Origin of the sequence: Aquicoccus porphyridii, assembly GCF_008369105.1 — a bacterium.
GTDB classification, from domain to species: domain Bacteria; phylum Pseudomonadota; class Alphaproteobacteria; order Rhodobacterales; family Rhodobacteraceae; genus Aquicoccus; species Aquicoccus porphyridii.
The window spans coordinates 1-15393 of sequence record NZ_VINQ01000002.1; the positions used below are offsets into that span (position 1 = coordinate 1).

The window sequence follows — 15393 nt, forward strand, 5'->3', positions numbered from 1 at the left end:
GCTGGAAATGCCGCCCGACAGGAAATCGGCACGGTTGAACGTCTCCGGCGCGGGTGCCCCCGAGCCGCCACCGCTATCCGCCGCCATCACGCCAGCCCCCGCCAGACCAACACCCGCCGCCAGCGCACCAGCGTTGATCCCGCCGCCCGCTCCACCGCCGACCGCGGCAGCCGCCGCCTCGGTCACGAGGTCCAGCGCCTGTCCACCAACCAGAACCTCGCCCGAGGCCCCGGCCACGAAGTCCTGCGACGTGATCCTGAGGATTCGCCCGTCATCGAGGACCAGCCGCGCGGACCCATCGTCGAGAACCTCCGCACTGCGCACGCCCGCGATATCCGCCGCGTTGACAAGCTCGCCCGCGCCCGCCTGGGCACTGGCCATGGCGGGCAGGACCGCCATCGCCGAACCGAACGTGGCCGCGGCCGTCTTTTGGCGTTTCGCGATCCACTTGATGATATGGGCGCGGCGCTCCGCCTCGCTCGAAACCATGGGCGAAGATTGCTTTTGGTAATTGTCGTCGTGATTGCCGTCGGCCCGGGTGTTTTCAGTGTTCTCAATATCGCGAAAATCGGTGGTCATGGCGCCCCTCAAAAAAATATCTGATGCAAGTATCGGCGGGATAGTCGCATATCGAAAACCCGTTTGAAAGAGTGAAAGCATACAATTTCGACGCAGGGAACAGCGCGCGCCGGAACAAGACAAACCGCTGGAACAACAAAAATTTTCCACCCCCGGTCCGTTCGGAGATTTCGCGCCTTTTTTTCCGACCTTTCCCCCTCCGAAATGACCGCGCAAACGAAGACATTGATTGACTGCATAAACCGATCATGGAAACGTGGGCCTGAATCGGCAAGGAATGTTTCTGCCCTCGGACGAAATAGAAAAACCTATATCTGAAACCACCTTTTCACCCTCGCGGGAAAGTTGTAAAACAGGGAGCTTTTCATGAGCACATTCGCTATCAGCGGCATCGCCGTCTTTCGCAATTCCGACACGGTCACCAAGGTAAGCCAGGTCGAACTCCGGGCCACTTTCCGAGATGGAGAGGGCAACCTCAACTACTCCGTGCTCGGCACCTCCTCCGACGATCTCCCCGAGGTCGATATCGGCGGCGATGACCCGCTCGGCGTGCTCGTGGCCGGTGATGATGCGCCCGGCGGTCTTGCCGCGCTGCCCGACGACACCATTGATTATCTCGGTTACGTGGATACCCCCGAGGGTCGGCACGTCATCATGAGCTTCGAGATCCTCGGCGATTCCGGCGAAGAGGATATCGACCTGATCTTCCCGATCGGTGGCGACCCGCTGACCTTTCCCACGACGGTGGCCGAATTCAATGCGCTGGACAGCAGCATCACCGGGGCCGGCGCCATCACCAGCGGCGCCTTCGCCCCGGGCACCGATATCCCGGTCTCCGGCTTCCTGAACGTGACCGAGACCAGCAACAACCAGGTCATCGGGGATGGTGGCGACGACAACCTGACCGGCACCGCGGGCAATGACGACGTGATCGGCCTCGGTGGCAACGACACGCTCGATGGCGGGGCTGGCGACGACTATATCAACCCGTCGAACGGGACCACGCCGAACGAGGCGGATACCATCATCGGCAGCACCGGCGATGACGTGATCGACCTGTCCATGGTCAGCAGCTCCAGCGGCTGGACCTGGCTGGACTATGCCGGGCTGTCCGGCCCGATCACGGTTGACCTCGACGGGGCCGAAAACACCGCGTCGGTCGACAAGGGCAGCGACGGCACCGATACCATCATCGGCGTCGCGAACCCGCTGGATGCCGGCTGGACTCTCGGCGCGCTGTCGCTGGTCGGAACCAGCGCGGGCGACACGTTCAACCTCCATGTCGATGCGGAACAATGGATGGAGCTGCAATCCGGTGACGGGGTCGACGTGATCAACATCTCCGGGCCCGGCCTCGTGCGGATCGATTTCCGCGATGCCAGCACCGGAATCGAGGTCGACCTCGACGCCAACATCATCCTCGATGACGGGTTCGGCAACACCGAAATCTTCGCCGGCAACCTGCCTTGGGCGGTTCGCGGGTCTTTCCATGACGACATGTTCACCGGCAGCGATGCGGACGACCGTTTCCGCAAGGCCGGTGGCAACGACACGCTGGAGGGTGGCACAGGAAACGACCGGGTCAGCTACGACAGTGCCGGGATCGCCGATCTCGTGGTCGATCTGGCCGCTGGCACCGCGGCCGGCACCGTCGATGGCGCGGCCTTTACCGACAGCCTGGGCAGTTTCGAACATGTGCGCGGCACATCCGGCAACGACTGGCTCGCCGGTGACAATCTCGGTGGCTTCAACATCCTTGACGGGCGTGGCGGCGCCGACACTTTCGTGCCCGGGGCCGGAGTGACCCGGATCGACGGGTTCACACCCGGCGTCAGCACGCTTGACGTGGCCCGCCTCGGGGTGAGCATCGCCGATGCCAAGGCGGCACTGGAATCGGCAACTTTCGACGGATTCAGCAGCATCGTGCTCATGCCCGACGGCTCGACACTACACTTTGTAGGCCTCGACGCGGCAGAGGTCGCCAGCATCACCCCGGTGAGCGACGACACCGGCGGCATCCTGATCGAAGGCACCCCGGGCAACGACATACTCAACGGCACGGATGGCGACGACACGGCCACCGGCAATGGCGGCGACGACCAGTTCAACCTCGGTGCGGGCGATGACACCGCCTTTGTCGGCGAGGGCAACGCCTTCATCCGCGCCGGATCGGGCAACGATACCTATCACTTCTCCGACATCGTCGAAGGCTATGTCAGTGTCCAATATGGCCACCTGACCGACCCCGCGATCCTGAGTTCCGGGTTGACCGTCGATATCGACGGCACGACCAATACCGGTACGATCGGCAAGGGCGGTCTTGGCACCGACACCCTGATCGACGTGGAAAAACCGCTCATCGCGGGCAATACGCTGGGCGGGCTGGGAATCGGCGGCACGATTGCAGACGACACCTTCAACCTCGCCCTGACCGACACCCAGTGGATGCAGGTCATGCCCACCGGCGGCAACGACACGATCAACATAGAAAGCGGCTATGTCCGCATCCAGTATAACGATGGGTCTCCCGGCACGCTCGACGTCGACCTCGCAGCCGGAACGATCACCCGCAGCGGCGGCTCGGGCACCTTCACCGACACCATCGGTGGGGCGCGCGGCGCATGGGAAATCTCTGCCACCAACGGGGCCGACACGATCCTCGGCTCGAACCGCGATGAAAGCTTCATCCTCAACGGCGGCGACGATACGCTTGACGGCGGCGACGGGTTCGACCGGCTGCGCTATGACCGTTCGAACTACAATGGCGGCGTCGATGCCGACCTCGAAGCCGGCACGGTGACAGGCACCGCCATCGTCGGTGGCAACCAGCCCTTCACCCACACGATCAGCAATATCGAGCACCTGCGCGGCACCGACGACAATGACCGCATCGCGGGCGATGCAAACGACAACCGCCTCGAAGGCCGCGGCGGCGATGACGCCTTCATCCTTGTCGGTGGCAACGACACCGTGGATGGCGGCGACGGCAACGACCAGGTGTTCTTCGGCGTGACCGAGGACGAGGCCACGGTCACCTCCGACGGGACGGGCAACCATACCGTGGTCATCGGCTCGGACACGATCACGCTGACCTCGGTCGAAGACCTGATCTTCGAGGAGCCGGGCGAACCCGGGCCGACACCCCCCGCCCCCTCGGCCGCAACCCCGGCCTGGACGCTGGGCGATCCGCACCTCCTCACCCTCGATGGCCTTGGCTATGATTTCCACGCGGTCGGCGAATACGTGCTGCTGCGCGGCCAGACCGGCGAGAGCGTCAACGGATTCGAGATCCAGTCGCGGATGACCCCGGCACAGGATGACGCGGGCGTCGATCTTGACAACGTCTCGGTCAACCAGGCGATTGCCATGCGCGCGGCCAATGGCGACGCGGTGATGATCGACAGCAACGACGCCGACCCGCTTTCGGTCAACGGCACGGTGCAGACCATCGCCGATGGCGACTTCCTCGATGTCGGCGCCGACCGGATCTATCGCGCGGGCGACACCTACACGATGGTGTTTGCCGGTGACGACGGCACCCTCAACGATGGCGACACCCAGGTCGCGGTGAAGGTGCATGACGGGCGCGTCGATCTCAGCGTGCGGATCAGCGACGAACTGGCCGGGCGCGTCGAGGGCCTCCTCGGCGATGGCGACGGCGACAAGAGCAACGATGTCGCGCTTGCCGACGGCACCGTTCTGGAACGCCCCCTCGCCTTCGAGGATCTTTACGGAGATTACCGCGGCGACTGGCGCGTCGATGCCGAGGCCGACAGCCTGTTCACCTATGACACGGGCGAAACGCTGGCCGGGTTCTATGATCCCGCCAAACCCGGATCGATCACCACCGTCGACGATTTCGACCCCGCCGACCAGGAGGCCGCCCGCCAGGCCGCGGCGGATGCCGGGCTGGCACCGGGCACGGTGAATTACGACAACGCCGTTCTCGACTTCCTGCTGACCGGCGACCCGGACTTCGTCGAAAGCTCCGCAAGCGAGGATGTCGCGGCCCCCGAAACCACGTCGGTCGCCCCCACCCTCGATGCGGGGCAGGAACGCGCAACGATCCAGTTCACCGTCGAGGACCGCGCCGGAGACGGGATCGACGACGCCCTTGTCGGCTTCTCGACCGGTGCCTCGACCGCGCGCAGCCTCGCCGATGGCATGGGCAGCGGCAGCGGCGCCTACAGCCTCGGCCTCGGCGACGGCGCCAGCGGCCGGGCCAGCGCGAGCAAATCCCTCTCCGAGGCCGACAGCGACCTGGTCGGTTCCGGTGACGCGCTCGACATCCTGCGCCTCGCCGTCGGGCTCGAACCGGGCTTTGGCCCCGCGCAAGACCTCGATTTCGTCGCCGGCGATCTCAACCAGGACGGACTGGTCACCGCAGGCGACGCGCTCGATGCCCTGCGCCACGCCGTCGGGCTCGAAACCGACAACGCGCCGCAATGGGTCTTCCTCGATAGCGACAACCTGCCCACCGACCTTGCCAACGACAACGTGGCCTATACGCCCGGCGTCGACATTGCCGCGATCAGCGATGGCCTCGACGTATCGCTCACGGGCGTCCTGTTGGGCAATATGCAGGACTTCGCCTGATATTCGCAGGGCCGGGTTTCACCACCCGGACAGCGCAACGCGAGGGGCGGACCGGAAACGGCCCGCCCCTTTCTCTTGTCCAACCCGTCACAAACCCCCGCCCCCACTGGACAGCCCCGCCGCACCCGCCTACCCTCGCCCGGAAAGCGAGGTTTGCGAGATGAGCGAGAAATTCCCCTTCGACGGTCGCCGCTGGCACGACATGGGCGGGCAGGATGCAGGCCCCGTCACCCCGGCCGAACATGACTTCGCGCTCTGGGAAAAGCGCGTCGACGCGCTCCAGGTGCTGATGTCGACCAAGGGCCATTTCACCGTCGATGGCCTGCGCCGCGCGCTCGAAGACATGGGCGAGGATGCCTATGAAAAATACAGCTATTACGAACGCTGGATCGCCGCGGTGAACCAGAACCTCATTGAGGCCGGTCTCTACACGCTCGAAGAGCTGGGCGAAAAGATGGACGAGGCCCGCACCCGCGGCGAAACCTATGGCGAGGCCGCCCGTGGCTAGCCCGGCGGACAAGGTGCGCGTCAAGACCATGATGCCCCCGGGCCATGTCCGCGCGCCCGCCTATCTGCGCGGCAAGATCGGAGTGATCGAACGTCCCCTGGGCGAGTTCGGCAACCCCGAACTTCTGGCCTATGGTCATACCGACGGCCCGAAGAAACCGCTCTACCGCGTCCGCTTCACCATGGCCGAGATCTGGGGCGACGCGGCCGAAACCCCGACCGACACGATCGACGCCGAAATCTACGGCCACTGGCTCGAACCGGCCCCCTGATCCCGGGGCGCATGTCACCCCCCCTTCCCCGCGCGAGACACATCATGCCGCATGACCATCACGATCACGACCATTTCCACCACGACGGGATGAGCCCCTCGGGCCACCCCTACCGTGCCGACAATGACGAACCGCTCAGCTATTGGCAGTGCATGGAAATCGCCGTGCGCGAATTGCTGATCGAAAAGGGCCACGTCACCCCCGCCGAGATCGCCGCCCAGATCGAGGCGATGGATGCGCGCAGCCCCGCCAACGGCGCCGCCGTGGTGGCCCGGGCTTGGACCGACCCCGCGTTCAAGGCGCGCCTGCTCGCCGATGCCTCCGCCGCCAGCGCCGAGATGGGCTTTGACATCGGCGGGCTGCGCCTCATCGCGGTCGAGAACACCGGGGACGTGCATAACGTGATCGTCTGCACGCTCTGCTCGTGCTACCCGCGCAACCTTCTGGGCCTGCCGCCCGATTGGTACAAGACCCGCGCCTATCGCGCGCGCACCGTCAAGGAACCGCGCAAGGTGCTGGCCGAGTTCGGGCTTGAATTGCCCGAAACCACGCAGGTGCGCGTCCATGACAGCACCGCCGACATGCGCTATATCGTGCTGCCCGCCCGCCCCGCCGGGACCGAGGGCATGGACGAGACCGCGCTGGCGGCCCTCGTCACCCGCGATTCGATGATCGGCACCGGGCTGCCCAAGACGCCCTGATGCCCAAATTCACCATCAAAACCACGGCGATCCTGCTGATGATCGCCGCCATCTTCATGTTCTCCTCGATGGACGCGCTGGCCAAGCTGCTGGCCGGGCGCATCGGCACCATGCCGACGCTTTGGGCGCGCTACCTCGGGCAGGCGCTCGTCGTCTTCATCCTCGTGCTGCCACGGCTGCGCCCGGTGCTGCGCACGCGCTATCCCCGGCTGCAACTGGCGCGCTCGGTCTATCTCATGTGCGCGACGATCTTCTTTTTCTTCGGCATCTCCAATATCGGCCTGGCCGAGGCGGCGGCGATCATGTCGACCAACCCGCTGTTCATCACGCTCGGCGCGGCGGTGTTCCTTGGCGAACGCTTCGGCATCCGCCGCGCCATGGCGATCCTCGCCGCCTGTATCGGTGCCTTTCTCGTGATCCGCCCCGGCGCCGCCGTGTTCACGCCCTATTCTCTGCTGCCGCTCGGGGCCGCGATCTGCTATTCGGCCTATGCGCTCACCACCCGCTTCGTTGGCCGCGACGAGGACGCCTGGACCTCGCTCTTTTACACCGCGCTTTTCGGGGCGGTGGTGCTTTCGGCGGCGGTGCCGTTCTTCTGGCACCCGCTGAACGGCACCGACCTCGCGCTCATGTTCGCCATCGCGATCTGCGGCACGCTGGGCCAACTGGCGCTCATCCGCGCGCTGATGGCCGGTGAGGCCGGGATGCTCGCCCCCTTCGCCTATTTCGGGCTGGTGTTTTCAAGCTTTTACGGCGCCACCATCTTCGGCGACCTGCCCGACTGGCTCACCATTCTCGGCGCCGCGACCATCGCGGGCGCGGGCATCTACGTCTGGTATCGCGAAACCTTCGTCAAAGCGCCATGACAAGGGCGCCCGACCGATGCAATGGCCATGCTTTTGCCCCACTTACTCCTTACCCGCGTCCCCCGAACCGGGCGAGTGTCCACCAGACGAAAACCAGACCGAGGCCGACCATGGACCCGAACGCCAGCACACGGGCGCGCGGCGCACGCGCAACTGACATCCCCCGGATCAAGACCAAGGCGCCAAGGGACCACGCCCAACCGTGCCCCCGGCTGCGGCCCATGACCCGCCAAATCGCCTGCGACCAGCGTGAAACCGCGCCTGCACGGCGGGGGGCCGCGTGATGCGCAATCACCTCCTGCCGATCTGCCTGCTGCTCGTGGGCTGCATGCCCGGTCCCGCGCCCGACGACACCGCCACCCGCGCGTCGCAGCCCGCGGCGATGTCCTCGCTGCCCCCGCTCAAGAGTTTCGCAACCCCCACCCCGGCCCGGCCCGAACGCTCCAACGCCGACATCGCGCGCGATTTCCTAGACCTGTCCTTCCGCCTTGAATCGGGCCGCGAACTGGCGGTCTTCACCCGGTTCGAAGAGCCGATCACCGTGCGCGTCACCGGCCGCCCGCCCGCAACCATGATGCCCGACCTCGCCGCGCTCATCCGCCGCCTGCAAGGCGAGGCCGGGATCGACATCTCGCTCACCAATGCCGCGCAGGCCAACATCACCATCGAGGCCCTGACCCGGCGCGAAATCCGCCGCAACCTGCCCCACGCGGCCTGTTTCGTGGTGCCGGGCATCACCGACATCTCCCAATACCGCCGCGCTCGCCGCAGCGCCCGCGCCAACTGGGCACTCCTGCGCAACCGCGAAAAACTGGCGATCTTCGTGCCCGGCGACGCCTCGCCGCAAGAGCTGCGCGATTGCCTGCACGAGGAACTGGCCCAGGCCATCGGCCCGCTCAATGATCTCTACCGTCTGCCCGATTCGGTGTTCAACGACGACAATATCCACGCCGTGCTGACCGGTTTCGACATGCTGATCCTGCGCGCCTATTACGCGCCCGAACTCGCCAACGGCATGACCCGCCAAGAGGTCGCGGCGCGCCTGCCCGCGATCCTCGCCCGGCTCAACCCCGGCGGTGCGGGCATCCCGGCGCGCGCGCCCGCCCGCACGCCGCGAAACTGGATCAACGCCATCGAGGCGGCCCTCGGCCCCGACAGCAGCCCAAGCGAACGCCAACGCGCCACGCGCCGTGCCCTCGGCATCGCCCAAAGCCTCGGCTGGCAGGACCACCGCCGCGCCTTCGTCCATTACGCCATGGGCCGGCTCATCGCCGCCACCGATCCCGACGCCGCGATGGGCCATTTCCAGGCCGCCGACCGCTTCTTTGCCGCAACACCCGGCGCCGGGCTGCACCGCGCCTTTGTCGCCAGCCAACTCGCCGCCCATGCCCTGAGCCGCGGCGACGGGCGCACCGCGCTCGCGCTGATCGAGCCCAACATCCCCGTCGCGTCCCGCTTCGAGAACGCCGCGCTCCTCTCGACGCTGATGCTGCTGCGCGCCGAGGCGCTCGAAATCACCAGCCGCGCCCCCGAGGCCGCCCAGGTGCGTCTGGACAGTCTGGGCTGGGCACGTTACGGATTCGGCGCGGATTGGGCCGTGCGCGCCAAGCTGCGCGAGATCGGCGCGCTCAACCCGCTCAAAGGGAAACGCGGATAAGCGGGCACATCACATGATCGTCTTGATCGGGGCAGCCCTCGGGGTGGCATTCGGCATCTTTCAGGCCAAAAGGCGCGGCGGCACCGGGCTCGACATGGCCCAGCATGGCGCGGCCTACGGCATCGCCTTCGCCATCGTGGCGCTGATCATCAATATCCTGATCGTCCGCACGATGACGGGTTAGACGCGATGTTCCTGCCGTTCTTCGATGCGTTGCGCAAACACGGCGTCCCGGTCTCCCTGCGCGAACACCTCACCTTTCTCGAAGCGATGGGCCAGGGCCTCGTCACCTATGACATCGACGGGTTCTATTACCTCGCCCGCAGCACGCTGGTGAAGGACGAACGCAATCTCGACAAGTTCGACCGCGCCTTCGCCACCGCCTTCAAGGGGATCGAGGAGATTTCGCTCTCCGACGTGCTCGAAGCGGTGGACATCCCCGGCGACTGGCTCGAAAAAATGGCCGAAAAGCATCTCAGCCCCGAAGAGATGGAAGAGATCAAGAGCCTCGGCGGGTTCGACCAGCTGATGGAGACGCTGAAAAAGCGGCTCGAAGAACAGACCGACCGCCACCAGGGCGGCTCGAAATGGATCGGCACCGCGGGCACCTCGCCTTTCGGCGCCTATGGCTACAACCCCGAGGGCGTGCGCATCGGCCAGAAGGAAAGCCGCCACCAGCGCGCGGTCAAGGTCTGGGACAAGCGCGAGTTCCGCAACCTCGCCGACGATGTCGAACTCGGCACCCGCAACATCAAGGTCGCCCTGAAACGCCTGCGCCGCTGGGCCCGCGACGGCGCCGAGGACGAGCTCGACCTCGACGGCACGATCCGCGCCACCGCCGAACATGGCTATCTCGACGTGAAAACCCGCCCCGAGCGGCGCAACGCGGTCAAGGTGCTCCTGTTCCTTGACGTCGGCGGCAGCATGGACCCGCATATCAAGATGGTCGAAGAGCTGTTCTCGGCCGCCAAGACCGAGTTCAAGCATCTCGAATACTACTATTTCCACAACTGCCTCTACGAAGGCGTCTGGCGCGACAACCGCCGCCGCTGGGACGCGCAGACCCCGACATGGGACGTGCTGCACACCTACGGGCCGGATTACAAATGCATCTTCGTGGGCGACGCCAGCATGAGCCCCTACGAGATCGCCTATCCCGGCGGCGCCAACGAGCACTGGAACGCCGAATCCGGCCAGCTCTGGCTGCAACGCGCCCGCGAGCAATGGCCAGAACATCTCTGGATCAACCCGGTGCCCGAGAAATACTGGGGCTACACCCATTCGATCGGCATGATCCGCGAGATCTTCGAGCACCGCATGGTGCCGATGACCCTCAAGGGCATCGAAGAGGGCATGAAAGAGTTGTCGCGCTGAGGTCGGCCTGATCCAGTTGTGTGCTGCGCACGCAGTTTGTGTTCCGTTCGGGCCACGGGAGGCCCTGGGGGTTTCACCCCCAGACCCCCAGAGTATTTCTGGCAAGATGAAAGGGGTAGCGTGCGTTGCGTTAAGGTGTTTTCCGACGCGATACCATGTGGATCGGGCGGCAGCCGGATGACAGCCGGGCAGCAGCCGGGAGTCACCCCCTGCATCAACGCACAGAAACCCGTGTTAACCGCACCGAACGCTTACTGGGCGAACAGTCGCCCGGGCCACCATCCGCGCGCATCGGTGCCCGCGAGTTTCAGCATGTGCCACAGGAAGGCAAGGTTCGATGAGATCACCGGAAGCCCCGTCTCGGCCTCGGCCCGCTCGATGATGCCAAAGCTGCGCAAGTTCGTGCAACTGACGAAGATCGCATCGCAATCCGTTGTTTTTGCGATATTTTTTATGGCCTCAAGGGTCGAGGATTCGGCGATCCTCGCGACGGTGTAATCGTCTTCCTCGAGAAAGCTCTCTTGCCGCGCGACCGCGATTCCGGTGTCGTTCAGCGCCGCGATCATCGGTTCGTTGACGCTTTCGACATAGGGGGTAATCATGGCGATATTGTTTGATTTCAATGCCTTGAGGGCGGCAATGACGGATGACATCGGGTTCGTGACCTGCGCCTCGGGATGGGCCTTGCGCACCAGGTCCGCCACCCGCTCCGGCCCGATCACCGTCGCCCCCGAGGTGCAGCCATAGCCGATCACCTCCAGCCCCCGCGGCAGGCGCTCGGCCGTCGCGGTCATGTGATTTTCCATGGATGCCAATGACTTGGGCGTCACATCGGGTTGCGCCGGAATGCGCGAATGCAGCAGGCACAGATCGCGCCCGGCAAACAGCATCCGGGCTTCGTTCTCCAGCGATTCGTCGGTCGACAGCACGATCAGCCCGAACCGGCCTGCCCCGCCAAACCCTTGATCCAATTGATATTCCAGCGCCATGACTCACCTCCGCGCGCCACTGTCGCACGGCCCGGCACCCATGCCAAGACATCACGCTTGCCGTGGCCCCCGATCACCGGCACCATGGCCCCACCCGAGGAGATCAACCCCATGTCAGACGCGCCCGTCACCCATATCGACCCTGCCGATTTCACCGCCGATCCCTACCCGGCACTGGCACGGATGCGGGCCGATGCGCCGGTCACGCATGTGCCCGAACTCGGAGCTACGCTCTTCACCCTGCGTGACGATATTTTCCAGCAAGAAAAACAGGTTGAGACCTTTTCTTCATGTCAACCCGAGGGCCTCATGACGCTCCTGATGGGCGAGAACATGATGCGCAAGGACGGCGAGGCCCATGCCCGCGAGCGCAAGATCCTGTTTCCCGCGCTCAGCCCACGCACGGTCCGCGACACCTGGATGCCGCTCTTTCGCGCCAGAACGCAGGACATTCTCAACACCTTGAAACCAAAGGGGAAATGCGACCTTGTGCGGGACTATGCGATGCCGGTTTCGGCCGAGGCGCTCAAGCTCGTGACCGGCCTCACCAACATGCCGGCGGAGGAGCTTGACCGGGTGAGCCAAGGCATGATCGACGGCTGCGCCAACTACACCGGCGATCCCGAAATCGAGGCCAATTGCCACGACTGCACCGCTTCGATCGACCGCCATATCACCGAGATGATGCCGCATCTGCGCGCCCATCCCGACATGTCTGCGCTCTCGGTCCAGATGCAGGCCGGACTCGACGAACCCGCCACCCGCGCCAATATCAAGCTCATCATCTCGGGCGGCCAGAACGAGCCGCGCGACGCCATCGCCGGGGCCGCATGGGCGCTCATCACGCACCCGGACCAACATGCGCTGATCCGGCAAGGCCGCGCCAGCTACGCACAGGCCTTCGCAGAATACGCGCGCTGGATCTCTCCCATCGGCATGTCGCCACGCCGGGTGGCGCGGCGTGACACAGTTTGCGGCGTGACGTTCGAGCCCGAGGACCGCGTGTTCTTCATGTTCTCATCGGCAGGTCATGATGAGCAACACTTTGACAACCCACATATTTTCGACATCACCCGCGACAACGGCCCGGCCATCCCCTTCGGGGCAGGCCCGCATTTCTGCGGAGGTGCCGCGGTCGCCCGCGCGCTGATTGCCGAGGTAGCCCTGCCCATGCTGTTTAACACCCTGCCCGGCCTGCACATCACGGGCGCCGTGCCGTTTTCGGGCTGGGCGTTTCGGGGGCCCACCGCCATGCCCGTCGCATGGGCAATCTGACCTCTTGCTCCGGGCCTTTCGCGCCCCCATATTCCATCCATGCTGAAGTTCACGCCGATCCTGCTTGCCATCCTTTATGCCATCGGGATGTATCGCTTCTCGGTCTGGCGCACCACGCGCGAGCTTGATGCGAAATCGACCGAACTGGTCGATCCCACGCTCAAGCCGATGTTCGACCGCATGGCACAGGCGCTCGACCTGCCGCGTATCCGCGTGCATCTCTATGAAATCCAGCCCGTGAACGGCCTCGCCGCGCCGGACGGGCGGATCTTCATCACCCGTGGCTTTTACGAGAAGTACCGCGCCGGCGAGGTAACGGCAGAGGAACTGGCCTCGGTCATCGCGCACGAACTGGGCCACGTCGCGCTTGGCCATTCGCGGCGCCGGATGATCGACTTTTCCGGCCAGAACGCCATTCGCACGGCGCTTGCCATGGTGCTGTCGCGCTTCCTGCCCGGCATCGGCGTGTGGATCGCGAACGGGATCACCACGCTTCTGGCGGCGGGCCTCTCGCGGTCGGATGAATACGAGGCCGATGAATATGCGGCCGCCTTGCTCACCAAGGCCGGGATCGGCACGACACCGCAAAAATCCCTGTTCGAGAAGCTGGAAAAGCTGACCCAGACCAACATGGGGGCCGCGCCCGCATGGCTGCTCTCGCATCCCAAGACGGCGCAGAGGATCGCGGCGATCGAGTCACTGGAAAACAAGTGGCGGGCCTGAGCCCCCTGCCACGGAGCCAGGAACCCTGCTCTTTCTTGGGAAAAATACTCAAATCCGACCTTGCCATGCGCGCAACCCCGCGACTTGCGGCCACCCTTAAGCCTCAGTCCAACCGCCCGGCCACCGCCTTGCCCAACCTCGGCAATCGCGCCTTCTTCAAAAGCCCCCGCGCCGTCCAATCCTCGCCCGAAAGCCGCCGCGCCTCGGCGCGCACGCGCGCAACCACCGCTTCCACCCGCGCGGCATCCGCCTGCCAGAACCCCAGGAGAAACCCGTCCGGGTCGGCCCGGCTCAGCCCCTCCTCGGCGAGAATCCCGCGCGGGAAATCGCTCGCGTTCAGCGTCACGATCACATCCGCCGATCCCGCCACCCCCGCCGCCAGCACATGAATATCGGCCGGGTCGGGCAGCCACAGCCGATCCTCCAGCGACGGCGGCCACTCGACCGACGCCCCCGGCCATCTCGCCTCCAACAACGCCGCCTCGCCGCGCGCCTGCGCCTCGGCTTCGGGGCCAAGTTTCGCCGCTGCCCGCGCCCATTCCTCGAGAATGCGGTCCGACCAGAGCGGCGCATAGGCCCCGGTTTCGGCCACGCCCAGCAGAACCTCGCGCATGACCGTGGGAAAGATCACGCAGGTATCGAGAACCGCCCTCACAGCCGGAAAAACAGCGCCTTGAGATACCCGCTTTCGGCCAGTTGCGGCAAAAGCGGATGATCCGGGCCCGCCTGCCCCGTGTGGATCAACTGCCCCTGTCGCCCGGCCCGCCCGATCCCCCGGATCGAGGCCGTGCGAAACCGCCCGAGATCGGCGGCATGCGAACAGGAACAGAGCCCCAGAAAGCCGCCCTCCGCCACCAGGGGCGCCGCCATGCGCGCGAGTTTCTCATAGGCGCGCAGCCCCGCATCGAGCGCCTGTTTCGACGGTGCAAAGGCGGGCGGGTCACAGATCACCACGTCGAATTGCGCCCCCGCGCCCGCCAGCGCCTCCAGCACCTCGAACGCATCGCCCCGGCGCGTCTCGAAGCGATCCGATACGCCCATCGCCGCAGCACCCTCGCCCGCCAGAGCCAAGGCCGGGTCCGAGCCGTCCACCGCCAGCGCATGCTCCGCCCCCGCCGCGAGGCAGGCAAGGCCGAACCCCCCGACATGGGAAAACACGTCGAGAACCCGCGCGCCACCCGCCAGCCGGCCAGCAAAGGCGTGGTTCTCGCGCTGATCGAGAAACAGCCCGGTCTTCTGCCCGCCCACCAGGTCGGCCATGTAAACCGCGCCGTTCATCTCGACCGGCAACGGCCCCTGCGGCGCCACCCCGCGCAGAACCTCCTGCCCTTCGTCCAAACCCTCAAGCGCGCGCGCCCGGCCCGATGCGTTCTTGATCACCGTGCTCACACCCGTCACCGCCACCAGCGCCTCGACCATCGGCCCAAGCTGCGCCTCGGCCCATGCCGCGTTGGGCTGCACCACCGCGACATCCCCGAACCGGTCGATCACCACGCCGGGCAACCCGTCGGCCTCGGCATGGATCAGTCGATAAAACGGCGTCCCGTAAAGCCGTTCGCGCAGCGCCAGCGCCCGCCCGATCCGCGCCGCAAACCACGCCTGATCGACCTGCGCGCCCGGATCACGGTCGAGCATCCGGCAGAAGATCTTCGAATCGGGATTCACCGCCACCACCCCCAGGGCCGCGCGCTCCGCGTCCTCCAGAACCGCCAGGGACCCCGGCGCAATCGCCTTGGTGCGGCGATCGGTCACGACCTCGTTGGCAAAGACCCAAGGGCTACCGTGGCGCAGCTTGCGCGCATCGGTCTTGGGTTTGAGGCGGACAATGGGCAAAGGGGACAGCGTCATGCCGTC

Annotated in this window: 13 protein-coding genes and 1 pseudogene; 10 read left to right on the forward strand and 4 right to left on the reverse strand. The window is 65.7% G+C overall.

Annotation, left to right across the window (positions count from 1 at the left end):
- Nucleotides 1-579 (reverse strand): annotated as a pseudogene (locus tag FLO80_RS03090) (hypothetical protein); the annotation flags it as partial.
- 366 nt (nucleotides 580-945) lie between these two features.
- Here FLO80_RS03090 and FLO80_RS03095 point away from each other — a divergent pair.
- The 8 genes from FLO80_RS03095 (at nucleotide 946) to FLO80_RS03125 (ending at nucleotide 10552) form a co-directional block, all read left to right on the forward strand.
- On the forward strand, nucleotides 946-5175 hold the full coding sequence (locus FLO80_RS03095) for a VWD domain-containing protein (protein ID WP_111364036.1): 4230 nt from the start codon (nucleotides 946-948) through the stop codon (nucleotides 5173-5175).
- Nucleotides 5176-5335: 160 nt separating this feature from the next.
- A complete protein-coding gene (locus tag FLO80_RS23465; protein WP_342781702.1) occupies nucleotides 5336-5683 on the forward strand; it encodes a ScnB-like protein in 348 nt (115 codons plus the stop codon).
- Between the two features lie 28 nt (nucleotides 5684-5711).
- Entirely contained in the window at nucleotides 5712-5954 is a 243-nt protein-coding gene (locus tag FLO80_RS23470; protein ID WP_439328704.1) for an SH3-like domain-containing protein, read from the forward strand.
- A 44-nt stretch (nucleotides 5955-5998) separates the two neighbouring features.
- The gene (nthA, locus tag FLO80_RS03110) at nucleotides 5999-6655 is read left to right on the forward strand and encodes a nitrile hydratase subunit alpha (RefSeq protein ID WP_111364030.1); all 657 of its coding nucleotides are present in this window, start codon (nucleotides 5999-6001) and stop codon (nucleotides 6653-6655) included.
- Nucleotides 6655-7521 (forward strand): DMT family transporter, encoded by an 867-nt coding sequence (locus tag FLO80_RS03115; protein WP_223145449.1) that lies wholly within the window; start codon nucleotides 6655-6657, stop codon nucleotides 7519-7521. The genes nthA and FLO80_RS03115 overlap by 1 nt, the downstream gene beginning before the upstream one ends.
- A gap of 283 nt (nucleotides 7522-7804) precedes the next feature.
- Complete coding sequence (locus FLO80_RS03120) at nucleotides 7805-9178, forward strand: DUF2927 domain-containing protein (protein ID WP_111364027.1); 1374 nt, start codon at nucleotides 7805-7807, stop codon at nucleotides 9176-9178.
- Nucleotides 9179-9191: 13 nt separating this feature from the next.
- Entirely contained in the window at nucleotides 9192-9362 is a 171-nt protein-coding gene (locus tag FLO80_RS22820) for a hypothetical protein (protein ID WP_188078198.1), read from the forward strand.
- A 5-nt stretch (nucleotides 9363-9367) separates the two neighbouring features.
- Nucleotides 9368-10552, forward strand: a complete 1185-nt coding sequence (locus FLO80_RS03125) for a vWA domain-containing protein (RefSeq protein WP_111364025.1) — start codon at nucleotides 9368-9370, stop codon at nucleotides 10550-10552.
- Nucleotides 10553-10803: 251 nt separating this feature from the next.
- On the opposite strand, the gene FLO80_RS03130 is transcribed toward FLO80_RS03125, so the two are convergent.
- Nucleotides 10804-11541: a maleate cis-trans isomerase family protein gene (locus FLO80_RS03130; RefSeq protein ID WP_246156543.1), complete on the reverse strand. Its 738-nt coding sequence runs from the start codon at nucleotides 11539-11541 to the stop codon at nucleotides 10804-10806.
- 111 nt (nucleotides 11542-11652) lie between these two features.
- On the opposite strand from FLO80_RS03130, the gene FLO80_RS03135 reads away from it, so the two are divergent.
- Together FLO80_RS03135 and FLO80_RS03140 are read left to right on the forward strand one after the other, a co-directional pair.
- The gene (locus FLO80_RS03135; protein WP_111364023.1) at nucleotides 11653-12816 is read left to right on the forward strand and encodes a cytochrome P450; all 1164 of its coding nucleotides are present in this window, start codon (nucleotides 11653-11655) and stop codon (nucleotides 12814-12816) included.
- Nucleotides 12817-12855: 39 nt separating this feature from the next.
- Entirely contained in the window at nucleotides 12856-13539 is a 684-nt protein-coding gene (locus FLO80_RS03140) for a M48 family metallopeptidase (protein ID WP_111364021.1), read from the forward strand.
- Nucleotides 13540-13642: 103 nt separating this feature from the next.
- Here FLO80_RS03140 and FLO80_RS03145 read toward each other — a convergent pair whose 3' ends face one another.
- Together FLO80_RS03145 and FLO80_RS03150 are read right to left on the reverse strand one after the other, a co-directional pair.
- The gene (locus FLO80_RS03145; protein WP_111364018.1) at nucleotides 13643-14194 is read right to left on the reverse strand and encodes an RSP_2648 family PIN domain-containing protein; all 552 of its coding nucleotides are present in this window, start codon (nucleotides 14192-14194) and stop codon (nucleotides 13643-13645) included.
- Nucleotides 14191-15387, reverse strand: a complete 1197-nt coding sequence (locus tag FLO80_RS03150) for an RSP_2647 family RNA methyltransferase (RefSeq protein ID WP_111364015.1) — start codon at nucleotides 15385-15387, stop codon at nucleotides 14191-14193. The genes FLO80_RS03145 and FLO80_RS03150 overlap by 4 nt, the downstream gene beginning before the upstream one ends.
- Between the last annotated feature and the right edge of the window lie 6 nt (nucleotides 15388-15393).

Excerpts from the sequence above, each read along its gene's own strand:
- FLO80_RS03095 (WP_111364036.1), top strand. The coding sequence starts at position 946 with ATGAGCACATTCGCTATCAGCGGCATCGCCGTCTTTCGCAATTCCGAC.
- FLO80_RS23465 (WP_342781702.1), top strand. The coding sequence starts at position 5,336 with ATGAGCGAGAAATTCCCCTTCGACGGTCGCCGCTGGCACGACATGGGC.
- FLO80_RS23470 (WP_439328704.1), top strand. The coding sequence starts at position 5,712 with ATGATGCCCCCGGGCCATGTCCGCGCGCCCGCCTATCTGCGCGGCAAG.
- nthA (WP_111364030.1), top strand. The coding sequence starts at position 5,999 with ATGCCGCATGACCATCACGATCACGACCATTTCCACCACGACGGGATG.
- FLO80_RS03115 (WP_223145449.1), top strand. The coding sequence starts at position 6,655 with ATGCCCAAATTCACCATCAAAACCACGGCGATCCTGCTGATGATCGCC.
- FLO80_RS03120 (WP_111364027.1), top strand. The coding sequence starts at position 7,805 with ATGCGCAATCACCTCCTGCCGATCTGCCTGCTGCTCGTGGGCTGCATG.
- FLO80_RS22820 (WP_188078198.1), top strand. The coding sequence starts at position 9,192 with ATGATCGTCTTGATCGGGGCAGCCCTCGGGGTGGCATTCGGCATCTTT.
- FLO80_RS03125 (WP_111364025.1), top strand. The coding sequence starts at position 9,368 with ATGTTCCTGCCGTTCTTCGATGCGTTGCGCAAACACGGCGTCCCGGTC.
- FLO80_RS03130 (WP_246156543.1), bottom strand. The coding sequence starts at position 11,541 with ATGGCGCTGGAATATCAATTGGATCAAGGGTTTGGCGGGGCAGGCCGG.
- FLO80_RS03135 (WP_111364023.1), top strand. The coding sequence starts at position 11,653 with ATGTCAGACGCGCCCGTCACCCATATCGACCCTGCCGATTTCACCGCC.
- FLO80_RS03140 (WP_111364021.1), top strand. The coding sequence starts at position 12,856 with ATGCTGAAGTTCACGCCGATCCTGCTTGCCATCCTTTATGCCATCGGG.
- FLO80_RS03150 (WP_111364015.1), bottom strand. The coding sequence starts at position 15,387 with ATGACGCTGTCCCCTTTGCCCATTGTCCGCCTCAAACCCAAGACCGAT.